Origin of the sequence: Amycolatopsis sp. NPDC006131, from assembly GCF_040614175.1 — a bacterium.
Taxonomy (GTDB): Bacteria; Actinomycetota; Actinomycetes; order Mycobacteriales; family Pseudonocardiaceae; genus Amycolatopsis_E; species Amycolatopsis_E tucumanensis.
On record NZ_JBEXTX010000056.1, the window covers coordinates 14,402 to 30,612 of the forward strand.

General features: G+C 72.2%; 14 protein-coding genes and 1 pseudogene. 9 read left to right on the forward strand and 6 right to left on the reverse strand.

Translation table 11 applies throughout. The annotated features are described in order from the left end of the window. On the reverse strand, positions 1-768 hold the full coding sequence (locus ABZ215_RS25850; protein WP_354952285.1) for an alpha/beta hydrolase: 768 nt from the start codon (positions 766-768) through the stop codon (positions 1-3). Between the two features lie 93 nt (positions 769-861). Between ABZ215_RS25850 and ABZ215_RS25855 the strand changes: the two genes are divergently transcribed. Both ABZ215_RS25855 and ABZ215_RS25860 read left to right on the forward strand, forming a co-directional pair. Beyond that, positions 862-1,881, forward strand: a complete 1,020-nt coding sequence (locus tag ABZ215_RS25855; RefSeq protein ID WP_354952287.1) for an NADP-dependent oxidoreductase — start codon at positions 862-864, stop codon at positions 1,879-1,881. Positions 1,882-1,904: 23 nt separating this feature from the next. Then, positions 1,905-2,780 (forward strand): alpha/beta hydrolase, encoded by an 876-nt coding sequence (locus ABZ215_RS25860; RefSeq protein WP_020417157.1) that lies wholly within the window; start codon positions 1,905-1,907, stop codon positions 2,778-2,780. A gap of 46 nt (positions 2,781-2,826) precedes the next feature. On the opposite strand, the gene ABZ215_RS25865 is transcribed toward ABZ215_RS25860, so the two are convergent. The 4 genes from ABZ215_RS25865 to ABZ215_RS25880 form a co-directional block, all read right to left on the reverse strand. Then, positions 2,827-4,365 (reverse strand): long-chain fatty acid--CoA ligase, encoded by a 1,539-nt coding sequence (locus ABZ215_RS25865; protein ID WP_354952288.1) that lies wholly within the window; start codon positions 4,363-4,365, stop codon positions 2,827-2,829. Positions 4,366-4,493: 128 nt separating this feature from the next. Continuing rightward, positions 4,494-6,023 (reverse strand): aldehyde dehydrogenase (NADP(+)), encoded by a 1,530-nt coding sequence (locus ABZ215_RS25870; RefSeq protein WP_354952290.1) that lies wholly within the window; start codon positions 6,021-6,023, stop codon positions 4,494-4,496. Further along, positions 6,020-6,976 (reverse strand): C-terminal binding protein, encoded by a 957-nt coding sequence (locus ABZ215_RS25875; RefSeq protein ID WP_354952292.1) that lies wholly within the window; start codon positions 6,974-6,976, stop codon positions 6,020-6,022. Before ABZ215_RS25875 ends, ABZ215_RS25870 begins: the two co-directional genes overlap by 4 nt. Continuing rightward, entirely contained in the window at positions 6,973-8,166 is a 1,194-nt protein-coding gene (locus ABZ215_RS25880; RefSeq protein WP_354711138.1) for a fumarylacetoacetate hydrolase family protein, read from the reverse strand. The genes ABZ215_RS25875 and ABZ215_RS25880 overlap by 4 nt, the downstream gene beginning before the upstream one ends. A gap of 144 nt (positions 8,167-8,310) precedes the next feature. On the opposite strand from ABZ215_RS25880, the gene ABZ215_RS25885 reads away from it, so the two are divergent. The 7 genes and pseudogenes from ABZ215_RS25885 to ABZ215_RS25915 all read left to right on the forward strand — a co-directional run bounded on the left by ABZ215_RS25885 (position 8,311) and on the right by ABZ215_RS25915 (position 15,129). Then, positions 8,311-9,030, forward strand: coding sequence for an FCD domain-containing protein (locus ABZ215_RS25885; RefSeq protein WP_354711140.1), 720 nt, complete (start codon positions 8,311-8,313; stop codon positions 9,028-9,030). A 113-nt stretch (positions 9,031-9,143) separates the two neighbouring features. Further along, a complete protein-coding gene (locus ABZ215_RS25890) occupies positions 9,144-10,589 on the forward strand; it encodes an aldehyde dehydrogenase family protein (RefSeq protein ID WP_354952294.1) in 1,446 nt (481 codons plus the stop codon). Between the two features lie 40 nt (positions 10,590-10,629). Then, positions 10,630-12,135, forward strand: a complete 1,506-nt coding sequence (gene xylB, locus ABZ215_RS25895; protein ID WP_354952296.1) for a xylulokinase — start codon at positions 10,630-10,632, stop codon at positions 12,133-12,135. A gap of 151 nt (positions 12,136-12,286) precedes the next feature. Then, positions 12,287-12,787 (forward strand): annotated as a pseudogene (locus ABZ215_RS25900) (HAD-IA family hydrolase); the annotation flags it as partial. Next, positions 12,771-13,532 (forward strand): ribose-5-phosphate isomerase RpiA, encoded by a 762-nt coding sequence (rpiA, locus tag ABZ215_RS25905; protein ID WP_354952298.1) that lies wholly within the window; start codon positions 12,771-12,773, stop codon positions 13,530-13,532. The pseudogene ABZ215_RS25900 and the gene rpiA, both read left to right, overlap by 17 nt. Continuing rightward, on the forward strand, positions 13,529-14,299 hold the full coding sequence (locus tag ABZ215_RS25910; protein ID WP_354952300.1) for an SDR family oxidoreductase: 771 nt from the start codon (positions 13,529-13,531) through the stop codon (positions 14,297-14,299). Before rpiA ends, ABZ215_RS25910 begins: the two co-directional genes overlap by 4 nt. 101 nt (positions 14,300-14,400) lie before the next feature. Beyond that, complete coding sequence (locus ABZ215_RS25915; protein ID WP_354952302.1) at positions 14,401-15,129, forward strand: MIP/aquaporin family protein; 729 nt, start codon at positions 14,401-14,403, stop codon at positions 15,127-15,129. Positions 15,130-15,197: 68 nt separating this feature from the next. Here ABZ215_RS25915 and ABZ215_RS25920 read toward each other — a convergent pair whose 3' ends face one another. Then, positions 15,198-16,142 (reverse strand): MBL fold metallo-hydrolase, encoded by a 945-nt coding sequence (locus tag ABZ215_RS25920; RefSeq protein ID WP_354952304.1) that lies wholly within the window; start codon positions 16,140-16,142, stop codon positions 15,198-15,200. Positions 16,143-16,211 lie beyond the last annotated feature (69 nt).

Here is a 16,211-nt window from a genome sequence, read left to right on the forward strand (position 1 = left end):
TCAGACGCCCGCGACCGCGCGGGCGTCGAGGAACTGGCGCATTTCCCGCGCCACGGCTTCGGGTGTCTCGTAGCAGGCGAGGTGACCGGCGTCGGCGAGCAGCACCAGGCGCCCGCCGGGGACCCGCCGCACGTCCGAAATCTGCTTGTCCAGGTCGACCACGGTGTCCTTGCCGCCGACCAGGTACAGCAGCGGGACCCGCAACCCGGGCAGCTCGTCGGCCATGCTGGTGTGGACCCCGCCGCCGAGCCAGCCACGCCACATCCGCTCGGTGACCGTGGGCATCGTGCGCACCAGATCCGCCGTCTTCGCGGGATCCTGCGAGATACTCGCGATGCCCACGGTGATCGTGTCCAGGTCGCCGAAGGCGCTGTGGAAGCCTTCGATGACGGGGTCACCGGGGGAAGTACCGCCCGCGTTCCACGGCATCACGCCCACGACCGCCTCGACCTCGCCGGGATGGTCCAGCGCGATCCGCACGGCGATGGCGCCGCCCAGCGACAGCCCGGCCACGACGAAGCCGGTGAGCCCGATTTCCCGGCAGGCCTCGGCAACGGTCTCCGCGAGCCCCGGCAGGTCGCCGTCGGCCCGCGCACCGGCCGACCCCGCGTGCCCCGGGAGATCCATCAGGACGGCGCGGTACCCGTCGAGCAGGGGAACCACCCCGGCCCAGCACTCGATCGAACACCCGAAGCCCGGCAGGAGGACGATCGTCCGCGGCCCGTCACCGCGCACTTCGTAGTGAATTCCGTTGGCGGTGATGGGCATCGTTGCCCCTCCCTCACGCGACATGTCCGCAAGCCTATGTTACGTTTCTCCAATTGTAACACCGCTGGGGGAAGTGAGCGGAGGACAGGATCGATGAGCACGACCAGCCGCGAGGTTCATCTGGTGGCACGCCCGGCCGGGATGCCGTCCCCGTCGGACTTCGCCTTGGTGGAAACCGTCGTGCCCGAGCCGGCGCCGGGAGAGGTGCTGGTGCGCAACGACTGGATGTCCGTCGACCCCTCCATGCGCGGGCGCATGCGGGACGTGCCGTCCTACCTCCCGCCGTTCGCCCTCGGCGCACCCCTGGAAGGCGCGGCCGTCGGCACGGTCGTCAAGTCGCGGAGCGGGACGCTGCGCGAAGGAGACGTCGTGTGGCACCACTTCGGCTGGCGGGACTACGCCGTGGTCCGGGCGGACGAAACCCATCGCCTGGACACGACGGGCGTCCGCGGCTCGGACTACCTCGGCGCACTCGGCATGCCCGGCCTCACCGCCTACCTGGCGCTGAGCGAGTTCGCGCCCGTGCACCCCGGCGACGTCGTCTTCGTTTCGGCGGCCGCCGGCGCCGTCGGCGTGGTGGCCGCCCGGGTCGCCCGTCACCTCGGGGCCGCCGCGGTGATCGGGTCCGCAGGCGGACCGGAAAAGGCACGGCGGCTGGTGGAACAGCTCGGCTACGACCGGGCCGTCGACTACAAGTCGGGACCGATCGGGCCCGCTCTGCGCGCCGCGGCCCCCGGCGGGATCGACGTCTACCTGGACAGCGTCGGCGGGGACCAGCTGGAAGCCGCCCTCGACGCGCTGCGCACCGGCGGACGAGTGGCGGTCTGCGGCTCCGTCTCCGAGGCGAACGCCGCCGAACCCGTGCCCGGCCCAGCCAACCTCGCGCTGATCACGAAGAAGCGACTGACCTTGCGCGGCCTCATCGTGCTGGACCACCTGGACCGCTGGCCGGAATGGATCGCCCTCGCCCGGGGCTGGCTCGCCGACGGCTCGTTCGTTCCGGCCACCACCGTCGTGGACGGCCTCGAAAACGCCGTCGGGGCGCTGCTGGGGATGCTGTCCGGCGCCAACGTCGGCAAGATGCTGGTGCGTCTCAACCGGGCTGCGGCATGAGGACATCGTCCGAGCTGCGGCGAGTGAACGGTGTCGAGCTCGCCGTGACCGCGGCCGGCGAAGGGCCGCTCGTCGTGCTCGCGCACGGATTTCCCGACCTGGCCGTCACCTGGCGGCTGCAGATCCCCGCGCTGGTCGAGGCCGGCTATCGGGTGCTGGCTCCGGACATGCGCGGCTACGGCCGCAGCTCGCGCCCCGGCGAACGATCGGCGTACGCCCTGCGCACGGTCGGGCTGGACCTGATCGGCCTGCTCGAGCACGAGGGTGCCGACGCGGCACACTTCATCGGCCACGACTGGGGCGCCGCGTGCGTCTGGCAGCTCGGCCTCGACCACCCGGCCGCCGTTCTCTCGCTGGCCGGTCTCAGCGTGCCGTATGCCCCGCCGGCACCCGCCCCGCCGACGCAGATCCTGCGCGCACGCTGGGGCGAGCAGTTCTACCAGCTCCGGTTCCAGGAAGCCGGGCGCGCGGAGGCACTGCTGATGCGCGATGCCGGCCGCTCGCTCGCCGTCATCTTCGGCGATCGCTACGACCTCCTCGACGGCGACGAGCCCGTCCGCCCGCCCGAGTGGCTGCCGCCGGACCTGTTCCGCCGGCTCGTCGAGCGCTTCCGCGAGACAGGCTTCGCGGGCGGGCTGAACTACTACCGCAACATCGACGACAACTGGCGCGAAACGAAGGCGGCACCGGAACGGGTCATCCAGCAGCCCTCGCTGTTCCTCACGGGCAGCGCGGACCCGGTGACCACCTTCATGCGGCCCGAATCGGGCGCGCGGGCGTTCGAGGATCTCCGCACCCTCGTCGTGGACGGAGCCGGGCACTGGGTGCACCAGCAGGCCCCGGACACGGTGAACGAAGCGCTCCTGGCCCACCTGCGCCGTGCCGGCGCGGCTCGATGAGCAGCTCGGCCGGGGCCAATCCGCTTCTCCGGACGCCCCGGGGCGTTCAGGAAATCTCCCGTTTGAGGATCTTGCCGGTCGACGTCATCGGCAGCTCGTCCCTCAGCTCGACGATCCTCGGGTACTTGTAGGCCGCCAGCTGCCGCCGGCCCCAGTCCACCAGGTCCTCGGGCCGGAGGGCCTCGTGGCCCTCGGCGGGCACGACGACGGCCTTGATCTCCTGGCCGTGCGACGGGTGCGGGACCCCGATCACCGCGACGAGCGACACGGCCGGGTGCTCCATGAAGACCTCCTCGATCTCGCGCGGGTAGACGTTGTAGCCGCCGCGGATGATGAGGTCCTTGGAGCGCCCGACGATGTGGTAGAAGCCGTCGGAGTCCTTGCGTGCCAGGTCTCCCGTGCGGAACCAGCCGTCGCGAACGGCATCGGCCGTCGCCTCGGGCCGCTTGTAGTAGCCCTTCATGACGTTGTGCCCGCGGATGGCGATCTCCCCGACCACCTCCGGGTCGTCGGGGAGCGTCGTCCAGTCCTCCGCGATCAGCTTCATCTCGACGCCGTCGACGGGGCGTCCGATCGACCCGGCCCGGACCGGCTCGCCGAGCCGGGTGTGACTGGCCATCGGGGAAGTCTCGGACAAGCCGTAGCCCTCCAGGATCGAGGTCCCGAAACGGGTTTCGAACTCCTTGTGCAGCTCGACCGGCAGGGCCGAACCGCCCGAGGCGGCGACCCGAAGCCGCCCGTACAGGCGGTCCCGGCCCGGCAGATCGTCGAGGGCCTGCAGCAGTGCCCAGAACATCGTCGGGACCCCGGCGAAGATCGTGACGTGCTCGTCGAGCATGAGCCGCAGCGCCTCGACGGCGTCGAACCTGGGCACCATGACGATGGTGCAGCCGAACAGCGTCGAGGCGTTCTGGACGCAGGTCTGCCCGAGCGAATGGAACAGCGGGGCGACCAGCAGGTGGGTGTCCGGCCGGGCGGGGTCGAGCTCGTACACCGAGGCGGCGGCCCGTGCGTTGAGCAGCAGGTTGCGATGGGTGAGCTCGGCGCCCTTGGGGCGCCCGGTGGTTCCGGAGGTGTAGAGGATGACGGCGGTGTCGCCGTCCTCGCGCGCGACAGTGCCGAACGACGCGGGACCGGCCAGCGGCTCGCCGCACCACGTCGTCTCCCCCGCCTCGTCGACCCCGATGGTCCAGAAGCGGTCGCACTCCGCGGCCTTCGCGAAGCCCTCCCGCGCGGTTTCGGCGAGCCGGGGGTCAGCGGGATCTTCGTGCACCAGGTAGGCGACCGCGTCCGAGTCGTCGAGGTGGTAGGCGATCTCCCGGGCGCGCAGCAGCACGTTGAGCGGCACCACCACCCCGCCCGCGCGCAGCACCGCCCAGTACGCGATGGTGAACTCCGGGACGTTCGGGCACGACAGCGCGACCTTGTCGCCCGGCGCGACCCCGGAGTCCACCAGGCGCCGCGCCATCGCCGCGGATCGCCGCGAGACCTCCGCGAACGTCAGCCGGCGCGCTCCGGCGACGAGGAACTCCCGTTCACCGAAGCGCCCGGCGGAGACGTCGAGCGCGGTGGCCAGGTTCGACATGACCGTTCTCCTGCCTGTGCGTTTCGCCAGGGACGACGCCGACTCGAGACCGATGTTACTGATTCAAAAACGTAACGTCCTGCGGGCTCGGAAGTCAACGATCACGGTCACACCGCCGGACGGCGGGATCAGCCCGCCCGGCCGCCATTCGGGCCCGTGGTGAGCACGCCGTCGACGCGGCGCGGGACGCCCAGCGGGTTGCCGTCGCGGAGTGCGGCGGGTAGCAGCGGCTCGGGCACGTCCTGGTAGGTGATGGGGCGCAGGAACCGCCGGATCGCCGTGGCGCCCACCGACGTGTGCAGGACCGCCGTCGTCGCGGGCCAGGGGCCGCCGTGGTGCTGCGACCAGGTCACCGCCACCCCGGTGGGCCAGCCGTTGTGGACGAGGCGTCCCACCCTGGCTCCGAGCGCCGCCACGACGGAAGCGGCGGCGGGGTCGTCCGGCTCGGCGTGCACCGTGCCCGTCAGCGAACCCGGGACCCGGGCGAGCGCGGCCGCGAGTTCCTCCTCGGCCGAGTAGGTGACGAGCACCGTCACCGGGCCGAAGCACTCCTCGGTCAGGACGGCGGCGTTGGCCAGGAACGTCCGCGCGTCGGCCGTCACCACCTGCGGGGCCACCCGGTGCCCGCCGCCGTCCGGGTCCGGCCCGTCCAGCAGGGCGCGCACTCCCGGGACCTTCAGCAGCCGCCGCAGGCCCTCGCGGAATCCGGATTCGATCCGCGCCGTGAGCAGCGGGCCGGCCTCCGCCGCGGCCACCCGCTCCGCCACCCGGGCGGGCAGGCCCGCCGCCTCGGGCACGAACACCAGACCGGGCTTGGTGCAGAACTGCCCGCTGCCGAGCATCGCGCTGCCCGCCAGACCGTCCGCGATCTCGTCCGGCCGGGCCGCGCCCGCGGCGGCCGTCACGACGACCGGGTTGATGCTGCCCAGCTCGCCGTAGAACGGGATCGGATCAGGACGCGACATCGCGACGTCGAACAGGGCGCGGCCACCGCCGGGTGAGCCGGTGAACGCGACGGCGGTGACCGCCGGATCCGCCACCAGGGCCCGGCCCGCCGCCTCGCCGTGCACCAGGGTCAGCACGCCCACGGGGGCGCCGGCGGCGGACAGGGCGCCGGCCAGGATCTCCGCGGTGCGCACCGACAGCCCCGGATGCCCGGGGTGCGCCTTGACGACGACCGGGCAGCCGGCGGCGAGGGAGCTCGCTGTGTCGCCGCCGGCCACGGAAAAGGCGAACGGGAAGTTGGACGCGGCGAAGACCGCCACCGGCCCCAGCGGGACGAGCATGCGGCGCAGATCGGTGTGCGGGGGCACCGCCTCCGGGTTCGGCCTGTCGATGATGGGCTCGCAGAACGCGCCGTCCCGGAGCACCTCCGCGAACAGGTCGAACTGCGCGGCGGTGCGGGCGAGCTCGCCGGTCAGGCGCGGCGCGCCGAGCGCGGTTTCGGCGTCGGCCAGTTCCACGAGCTCGCCGGAGTGGTCGCGCAGCGCCTGGCCGAGAGCCGCGAGCAGCGCGGCGCGCTCCGGGAACGAGAGCCCAGCCAGCCACGGCGCGGCCTGCGCCGCCCGCGAACACACCTCGCGGATCTCCTCGGGTGTGGTGTCGGCGATCTCCGGGCCGATCGCGGCTCCGGTGCGGGGATCGACAGCGCGGCTCATCGGCCACCTCCTCCGGTCACGGGACAGCGCAACGGTTTCCCGGCCAGCGCCCGTTCGGCCTCCTCCGCGGCCAGCCGTTGCAAGGCGGCCAGGGAACTGTCCGAATAGAACGCGGCGTGCGGGGTGAACAGGATCTGCGGCAACTCGCGCAGTGGCGAGTCCGCGGCGAGCGGTTCGGGGTCGAAGACGTCCAGCGCGGCCGCGGCGACCCGGCCCGCCCGCACCGCATCGGCGAGCGCGTCGTGGTCGACCAGCCCGCCACGCGAGGTGTTGACCAGCACCGCGCCCTCGCGCATCCGGGCGAACGCCGCCGAGCCGAGCAGGTGCCGCGTCTGCGGGGTCAGCGGCGCGTGCAGCGAGACGGCGTGCGACTCGCACAGCAGCGTGTCCAGGTCGGTGAGGGTGATCCCGTCGGCGGACTCGGCGTAGGGGTCGTGGGCGAGCACGCGGAACCCGAACGCGGCGAGCCTGCGGCGCACGGCGAGCCCGATCCGGCCCAGGCCGACCAGTCCGACCGTGGTGTCGGCGAAGCCGGGAATCGAGCCGAGATCACTCGGGGCGCACCAGCCGGTCTCGCGGATGCGGCGGTCGTACGCCGGGATCTTGCGCAGCAGGGTCAGCAGCAGGGCGACGGTGTGGTCGGCGACGGTGTCGCTGCCGTAGTCCGGCACCGTGGCCACCGAGATCCCGCGCGCCTCGGCCGCGGCGACGTCCACGTTGTCGTAGCCGATGCCGTAGCGGATCACCGTCGCGCCGGGCGCCATCGCCGCGAGCACCGCGTCGGTCACGGGGGCGAAGTTCACGAACGCCACGTCGGCGCCGGCCACCGCGCGGATCGTCTCGTCCTCGCCGCGGCAGTCGTGCACCGAGAACTCCGCGCCGAAGCGCTCGGCGACGGCCGCCTCCGCCGCCACGCCGCCGAAGGCGTGATCGGTGACGACCACCCGGGTCACGAGACCACCTCCGCCGCGCGCCGCAGCAGGCCGCGCTCGGCGAGGTTGGCCATCAGCGCCCGGATGCCGAAGGTCCAGTCCTCGGCCGCTTCCGCGGTGGTGACGGTGTTGACCAGGGTGCCCAGCGCGGGTGAGCTGATCGCGACGACGTCGCCCTGCCGGTGGGTGAAGCCCTGCCCCGGCTCGCCGCGGTCCTCGGTCGGCGCGAACATCGTGCCGGTGAACAGGACGAACCCGTCGGGGTAGCTGTGGTGGGCGCCGTGGGCGTGCCGGATCAGGTCGGTGAGGTCCCGGCTGATCTCGCTCACCGGGTTCACGCCGTGCAGGGTGAACCCGTCGCCGCCGGTGATGTCCAGCGCGACCTCGGTGGCCCGCGCGTCGTCCAGCGTGAAACCGTCGTCGAACAGCCGCAGGAACGGGCCGATCGCGCAGGATGCGTTGTTGTCCTTGGCCTCGGTGAGCAACAGCGCGCTGCGTCCCTCGAAGTCGCGCAGGTTCACGTCGTTGCCCAGGGTCGCGGCCACCGGCGTGCCGGACGAGCTGACCGCGAGCACGAGCTCGGGCTCCGGGTTGTTCCAGGTCGAGCGGGCCAGCACGCCGATCTCCGCGCCGGTGCCGACCGCGGACAGCACGGGCGCCTTGGTGAAGATCTCCGGATCCTCACCGATGCCGACCTCCAGGTACTGCGACCACAGGCCCTCCTCGACCAGCACCTCCTTGACCCGGGCCGCCTCCGGCGATCCGGGCCGCAGCTGGGCGATCCGGCCCCGGACCACCTCGGCGATCCGGGACCTGATCTCCTCGGCCCGGCCGGGGTCCCCCTTCGCGCGCTCTTCGATCACGCGCTCGAGCATGCTGCGGACGAACGTCACGCCCGCCGCCTTGACGACCTGCAGGTCGACCGGGGCCAGCAGGTGCGGGGCGGTCCGGTCGCGCCGCAGGGTGGCGTCGATCAGCGCGGACAGCTCCCAGTGACCGCCGCCCTCGCGCGTGCGGACGATCGAGACCGCGTCCGGCCGGTCCAGCAGCTCGGAGACCGTCGGAACGACGTGGGTCAGGTCCACGGCGCGGTCACCCCGGATCGCCGCGACGCACGGTCCGCCGACCGCGGGGTCGAACACACGGGCCACCAGGGTGGCTCGCTCGGCGTCGGCGGGGAGCACGGCCCCGGCGTAGGCGTGCAGGTTCATGGATCGACAGCCCTCCTCGTCGCGCCCACCCGGGCGCCATCAATGTCCTATCATCGTACAAAGATGCCGTCAATCCAGCCGCCACATCGCCCGGCAGGCGGCACAGCACGAGGCAACCGGCCTGCTTTGTCGTACGATCGCCGAATGGCCGAAGCACTCCACAAGCGCCTGTCGGAAACCCTCGCGGACAAGCTGCAGGACGAGATCGTCCGGCTGGCGCCCGGCGAGCGCCTCCCGACGGAAGCCGAACTCGCCCGCCGCTTCGACGTCTCGCGCACCGTGGTGCGGGAAACGGCCCGGCTGCTGATCCAGCGTGGGCTGGTCACGGTGAAGCCCGGCCGCGGCATGACCGTCGCGGAACTGGACGGGCGGCTCATCGCTGAGCAGTACGGCCTGCTGATGCGCCGCAGCGAGGGCTCCTTCGCCCAGCTCCTCGAACTGCGCCTGGTGCTCGAGGTCGAAATGGCCCAGCTGGCCGCGGCCCGGCGGACCGAACAGCACCTCGCCGACCTCGACGACGCGAACCGGCGACTGGCCGACGCTCTCGACCGGCCCGAGGCCCGCGACGAATTCCTGGACGCCGATCTCCGGTTCCACGAAATCGTGGCGCAGGCGAGCGGAAACCCGTTCTTCTCACTGGTGATCGGCCCGCTCAACGGGTTCCTGCGCGACACCTACCGCACCGGTCCCGGCTATCCCTCCGAAGCGGCCAACACGCTGGAGGAGCACGTCCAGATCGCCGAGGCCATCGCCGCCGGCGACCCGTCCCGCGCGCGCTTCGCCACCGAGAACCACCTGCGCCGCGTCATGCGCCACCGCGACCGCCTGCTGGCCGAGAACGAGGCGATCCCGACCCGCGCCTGACCGGGCGCGGTCACCCTCTTGCGCGACACGCAACTCCCGCTCTAAGGTCCGATTATCATACAAAGATCGCACCGCTGCCGCGGACAGTCCGCGCGCACCAGGGAGTTGAGGCAATGCAGCCCGATGAGCCCGTGCTCGTCTGCCGGAACTTCGTCGCGGGAACCTGGCGGGACACCGCGGAACCGGGAATCGAGCGGGCCAACCCCGCCACCGGCAGGATAGTCGCGGTAGCCCCGCGGTCCACCGCCGCCGAGGTCGACGCGGCCGTCCGCGCCGCCGCCGACGCCTTCCGCGGCTGGCGCCGCACCGTCCCGGCCGACCGCGCCGCGCACCTGCACCGGCTCGCGGAATCGTGCGCCGACCGCGTCGACGACCTCGCCACCGCGATCACGCGCGAGCAGGGCAAGCCCCTGGACGAGGCGCGCGGCGAAGTCCGCAAGTTCATCGCCGCGCTGCACTACTACGCCGAAGAGGCCACCCGCGTCTACGGCCGCACGATCCCGAACGACGCGCCCGGGTTCACCAGCATCGTGGAGAAGGAACCCCTCGGCGTCGTCGCGGGGATCGTGCCGTGGAACTACCCGATCGAACTGATCGGCTGGAAGCTCGCCGGCGCCGTCGCCGCAGGCTGCACCATCGTGATCAAGCCGTCCGAGTACACCCCCGGATGCGCCCAGGTGCTGTCCGAGTGCCTCGCCGAGACTCTGCCCGCGGGCGTGGCCAACATCGTCTTCGGGGACGGCTCCACCGGGCAGGCGCTCGTGGCGCACCCCCGGATCGCGAAGGTGGCCTTCACCGGCTCGATGGCCACCGGACAGGCGCTGTACCGGGCGGTCACCGGAATCACCGGGCTGTCCCTGGAACTCGGCGGAAGCTGCCCGATGATCGTCACCGGCACGGCCGACGTGCCCGGCGCGGTACGCGGCGCCACCCGCCGCGCGTTCCGCAACGCCGGCCAGATCTGCATCGCGATCAACCGGATCTACGTGCACGACTCGGTCTACGACGAGTTCGTCGACGGGCTCGCGGCCGCGGCGGACGCGCTCACCGTCGCCGACGGGCTGGCCGAGCCGTCCGCCGACGTCGGCTCGCTGACCATGGAAGAAACCTACCGGCGCACCCTCGACCACATCGCCGACGCCGACAAGCGCGGCGCGCGGATCGTGGCAGGCGGCGGACCGCTGGACGGTCCCGGATTGTTCCTGCGCCCCACCGTGATCGCCGACGCGCCCGACGACGCGCTCGTCATGACCGAGGAAACGTTCGGCCCGGCCGTCGGCGTCGCCCGCTTCACCGGCCTCGCCGACGCGATCGACCGGGCCAACCGCGTGCCCGGCGGCCTCGCCGCGTACGCCTACACCAACGACACCCGCGAAACCTTCACGCTCGCGGGCGACCTGGACTTCGGCAACGTCGCCATCAACAACGTCGACGCCGGGATCATCAACGCACCCTACGGAGGCCGCCGCGAGAGCGGGTTCGGGTCCGAGCACGGCCCCGAAGGCCTCGAGTCCTACCTCCAGCTCAAGCACGTGAGACTCCGCCACGGCGCGCGATGACGCGCGGGAAAGCGCAACGACGCGCGGGAAGGACAACAACATGCTGATCGGCATCGACCTGGGCACTTCGGCGTGCAAGGTCATCGCGGTGTCGCGCTCGGGTGAAGTGGTCGCCAAGGTGCTGCGCCACTACCCCGTGCACACCACCAATCCCGGCTGGGCCGAGCAGGAACCCGCCGACTGGTGGGCGGCCACCGACGAGGCACTCGCCGCCGTCACCGCGAGCCTGCCCGACCGCGGCCGGGAAGTGACCGGAATCGGCCTGTGCGGGCAGATGCACGGGCTGACCGCGCTCGACGGCGCGGGCGAACCGCTGCGGCGGGCCATCCTGTGGAACGACCAGCGCGCCGCGCGGGAATGCGAGTGGATCACCGACCGCGCCGGCGGTCTGGACGAGCTGCTGCGCATGACCCGCAACCGGATGCTGCCCGGCTTCACCGGGTGCAAGATCGTGTGGTTCCGCGAGCACGAACCGGAACTGTTCGCCCGGACCCGCCGCATCCTCAACCCCAAGGACTACCTGCGCCTCCGTCTGACCGGCGAGTACGCCACCGACGTGTCCGACGCCTCGGGCACCGGCCTGTTCGACGTCGCGAACCGCCGCTGGTCCGACGAGCTGCTGGGGCTCCTCGGCATCGAGCGCGCGCTGCTGCCCGACGTCGTCGAATCCGTCGAGGCCACCGGCACCGTGCTGCCCGGTCTCGCCGCCCGGTGGAACATCCCCGAAGGCACACCGGTGTTCGGGGGCGGCGGCGACGCGGTCATCCAGACCACCGCGATGGGCCTGCTGGACACCGGACCGGTCGGGTTCACGATCGGCACCGCGGGCATCGTCGCCGGCGGCGCGTCCCGGTGCCCGGACAACCCCGGCGGACGGGTGCAGGTCTCCTGCGGCAACGAACCGGGACGCTGGCACGTGATGGGGGTGTCGCTCAGCGCGGGCGGCGCCTTCCAGTGGCTGCGCGACGCGCTGGCCCCCGTCACCGCCGCCGACCCGGTCACCCTGGAACGACTGTCCAAACTGGCCCGCGACATCGGCCCCGGCTCGGAAGGCGTGCTGTTCCTGCCGTACCTGCTCGGCGAACGGTCCCCGCACGTCGCGCCCGAGGCGTCGGCGAGCTGGGTGGGACTCACCCCGATGCACCACCTGGGCCACATCGCGCGCAGTGTGATGGAGGGCGTCGTGCTGAACATGCGGGAAATTCTCGAGGTCTACCGGCAGGCCGGGCTGCCGTGCGACCGGGTCGTGGCCTCCGGTGGCGCGACCAAGGAACCGCTGTGGCTGCAGATCCTCGCCGACGTCCTGAACCGGGAAACCGTCACCGTCACCGGGGTGGCCGAGGGCGGCGCCTACGGTGCCGCGCTCGCCGCCGGGGTGGGGATCGGCTGGTGGCGGGATCTCACCGAGGCCGTCGGCATGCTGGCCGTGGAGCAGACCTTCACGCCCGACCCCGCCGCCGTCGCGACCTACGACCGGATCTTCCAGCGCCACCGGCACCTGTACGAGGGCCTGCGCCCGCTGTTCGCCGAAACGGTGCCGGCGTGACGCGTGCGGTGGTGCTCGACCTGGACGGCACTCTCGTCGACAGCGCCCCGGACATCGCCAGGGCGCTCACCTCCGCGCTGACCGCGCACGGTCTGCCCGGGATCGGCGCCGACCGGGTGCGCGGTCTGCTGGGCGGCGGCGCCGCGGAACTCGTCCGCGGCACGCTCGACGCCGTCGGCGGTGTCCCGCGCTCGCGGGTCCGGTGCTGGCGGCCTACTCCAGCGCCTACCGGGCCGAACCGGCCGCGGCGACCACCGTGCACGCCGACGCACACGAAGCACTCCAGGCGTTGCGGCACAAGGGAATCCGGATCGGGGTGTGCACCAACAAGCGCACCGGCCTGTCCCACGACGTCCTCGCCGCCACCGGGCTCGCCCCGCTGGTCGACGTCGTCGTCGGCATCGACGCGGTGCCCGCGGGCAAACCCGACCCGGGGCACCTCGAAGCCGCGCTCACCGCGCTGGACGTCTCCCCCGCCGACGCACTCTACGTCGGCGACACCGGCATCGACGCGCTCACCGCACAACGCGCCGGAGTGCCCTACCGGCACGTGTCCTGGGGGCACCCGCTCTCGGGCGTGACCACCATCGACACCTTCGGCGCACTGGCCGAGGGCTTGGCGGACAAGGAGTTCCATGCAACCGAGCAGTGACCAGGACCGGGCGAAGTGGGCGGCCGGTGTCGGCGCCATCGAAACCTACGTGCACGACGGGATGAAGCTGGGCCTGGGTTCGGGGACGACCTCGCACTGGTTCGTGCGCGCGCTCGGCAAGGCGGTGGCCGACGGCCTCGACGTCGTCGGGGTGCCGACCTCCACCGCCACCCGCGATCTCGCGATCGAGGCCGGGGTGCCGCTGACCACCCTCGCCGAAGCGGTCCGGCTGGACCTCACGATCGACGGCGCCGACGAGATCGACCACGACGGCGCCATGATCAAGGGCGGCGGCGCCTGCCTGCTGTGGGAACGCATCGTGGCCGACGCGTCGGACCGGATGGTCGCGGTGGTGGACGACAGCAAGGTCGTCCCGGCGCTGGGCGCGTTCCCGCTGCCGATCGAGGTCATCCCCTACGAGTGGGAGTCTACGAAGCGCTCGATCGCCCGGTTGCTGGACAAACTCGGCCATCCCGCCGCCGAACTGACGCTGCGCACCCGGGACGGGGCGCCGGTCGTGACCGACAGCGGCAACTACCTGATCGACGCCCACCTGAAGTCCATCGCCGACCCGCTGGCGATCGACGCCCAGCTGAACTGGATCCCCGGCGTGGTGGAGAACGGCCTGTTCACCGGGATCGCGGACGAGATGGTCGTCGGCCGCGCCGACGGCACCTACGACGTCCGCGACTGCGGCAGCGCACCCACCGCACGCCCGTCCACGACCCCGCGAGGTGACCGTTGACCAGCACCACCCCGACCCTGCCGGTGTTCTCCCTGGCCGGACGCACGGCGATCGTGACCGGCGGCGCCCAGGGCATCGGCGAAGCCATCGTCACCGGGCTGCGCGACTCGGGCGCCCGGGTGTTCATCTGCGACATCAACGACGAAGCCGGCGAGACCACCGCCGAGCGGCTCGGCGTCGAGTTCGTCGCCGCGGACGTCACCGACTCCGCCGCCGTGGAAGCCGCGTTCGACCACGTCGTCAGCACCGCCGGGCGGATCGACATCGCCGTGAACAACGCCGGCATCGTGCACAACCACCCCAGCGAGTCGCTGTCCGACCACGACTGGCGCAAGGTTCTCGCCGTCAACCTCGACGGCGTGTTCCACTGTTGCCGCGCCGCGGGTTCCCGGATGCTCGCCCAAGGCGGCGGGAGCATCGTCAACACCGGCAGCATGAGCGGCCACATCAGCAACTTCCCGCAGCCGCAGGCCGCCTACAACGCGGCGAAGGCGGGCGTCATCCACCTCACCAAGTCGCTGGCGGGCGAATGGTCCGGCCGCGGCGTGCGCGTCAACTCCGTCTCCCCCGGCTACGTCGGCACCGAACTGACCCAGCGCGGGATGGACAACGAGGAGTGGCGCCGCGCCTGGCTCGCGGGCACCCCGATGAACCGGGTCGCCACGCCCTCCGAGATCGCACCCGCGGTCGTCTTCCTGGCCTCCGACGCGGCCGCCTTCTGCACCGGCACCGACCTCGTCGTCGACGGCGGCTACACCGTCTGGTGACCCGCCACTGATCCAGTCCGCGCCACCGCCCGGCGGCACGTCCGCCGGGCGGGGCTGCGCCCTGCCCGGAAAACCGGCACGAACCACCTCAGGAGAACTCGATGGGGAGCATCTTCCTTTCCGAGCTGATCGGCACGGCGCTGCTCGTGCTGCTCGGCTGCGGGGTTGTCGCCAACGTCGCCCTCACCGGATCGAAGGGACACGGCGGGGGCTGGCTGCTGGTCAGTTTCGGCTGGGGCCTCGCCGTGTTCGCGGGCGTCTACACCGCCGCCCGGTCCGGGGCCCACCTCAACCCCGCCGTCACGCTCGGGCTGTGGATCGCCGGGCAGGACTTCGCCCCCGGTGTCGCCGCCGGCCTCCCGCACGCCGCCGTCTACATGGCCGGGCAGCTGACCGGCGCGATGGCCGGCGCCGTCCTCGTCTACCTCTGCTACAAGAAGCACTTCGACGCCGAGACCGACGACGGCGCCGTGCTGGGCGTGTTCGTGACCGGGTCGGCGATCCGCACCCCCGCCTGGAACGTCCTCACCGAAACGATCGCCACCTTCGTCCTGGTCTACGTGGTCCTGCTCCTCGGCGGAACACCGTCCGGCCTCGGCCCGCTCGCTGTCGCCCTCCTGGTCGTCGGGATCGGCGCCTCCCTCGGCGGGCCGACCGGCTACGCCCTGAATCCCGCGCGCGATCTCGGCCCGCGCATCGTCCACGCCGTCCTGCGGCTCGGCCGCAAGACCGGATCCGACTGGGCCTACGCGTGGATCCCCGTGGCCGGGCCGTTCCTGGGCGGTCTCGTGGCCGGCTTGGCCTACCACGTCAGCCCGCTGCCGCTCTGAGGGCGGACCGACAGGAACGTCCGGGCGGCTTCCCATCCGACGCAGCCGTCTCGGGCATCAGGATGTGGTCACCGGCGCACGTCGGCTGGTGCGCGGTCCGCCTCGTCCGCGCCGACCCACCGGTCGATGCGGAACCGGCTGCCGTCGCGCTTCACCTCGGCCGCTCCGGCGCCGGCGAAGTGCGCGGGGATCACGATCTCCACCTCGTCCGCGGCCTGTTCGAGCACGCGCCTGCGGGTCGCTGCCGCCTGCTCGCGGTCCTCGCAGAAGCAGCTGTTGCAGGACGGCTCCAGGATCTGCACGGGGCTGTGCAGGATGTCGCCGACGAAGACGGCCTTGTCGCCGCCGGAACGAACGCGCAGCACGGAGGATCCCGGGGTGTGCCCGGGCGCCGGTTCCAGGGTGAGGTTCCCGTCCACCCGGTAGCTGTCCTCCCACAGCGTGGCGCGGCCGAGCACCGGCGCGATGCTGTCGGCGTAGACGAGGAGACTTCCCTTGCGCCGCAAGCGATCGTAGTCGTCGCGGGGCGTGGGGCGCCGTCCGGCATTCTCGGGCGCGAAGTAGCGCGCGTCGACGGCCGGGATGAGGTAGGTCGCGTTCGGGAACGCCGGCTCCCAGCCCCGGGCGCCGCCGAGGGTGTTCCAGCCGACGTGGTCGTAGTGGATGTGGGTGTTGACGACGACGTCCACATCGTCCGGCCGGACACCGGCGGCGGCGAGCCGGTCGAGGAAATCGGTGTCGAGGTGGTCGAACAGCGGGATCTGCGGCCGGTCGCGGCCGTTGCCCACCCCGGTGTCCACGAGCACGGTCTTGCCTTCGCTGCGCAGGACCCAGGTCTGCACAGCGCCGTGGTAGGCGCCGGTGTCCGGGTTCCAGTGGTCGGGCGCCAGCCAGTCGTTGTCCCGCCAGATCTCCGGGGTGCTGTCGGGAATGATGAAGCGGGCCGGTGCGATCTCGCCGGTCCATTCGCGCACTTTGGTCACTTCGACCGCGCCGATGGTGAAATCAGCCATGAGCCCAGGCTAGGCACGGCAGGTGAGCCGGTGAATGATCGATCGGCCCGTTTGCATACGAGTCCGGCC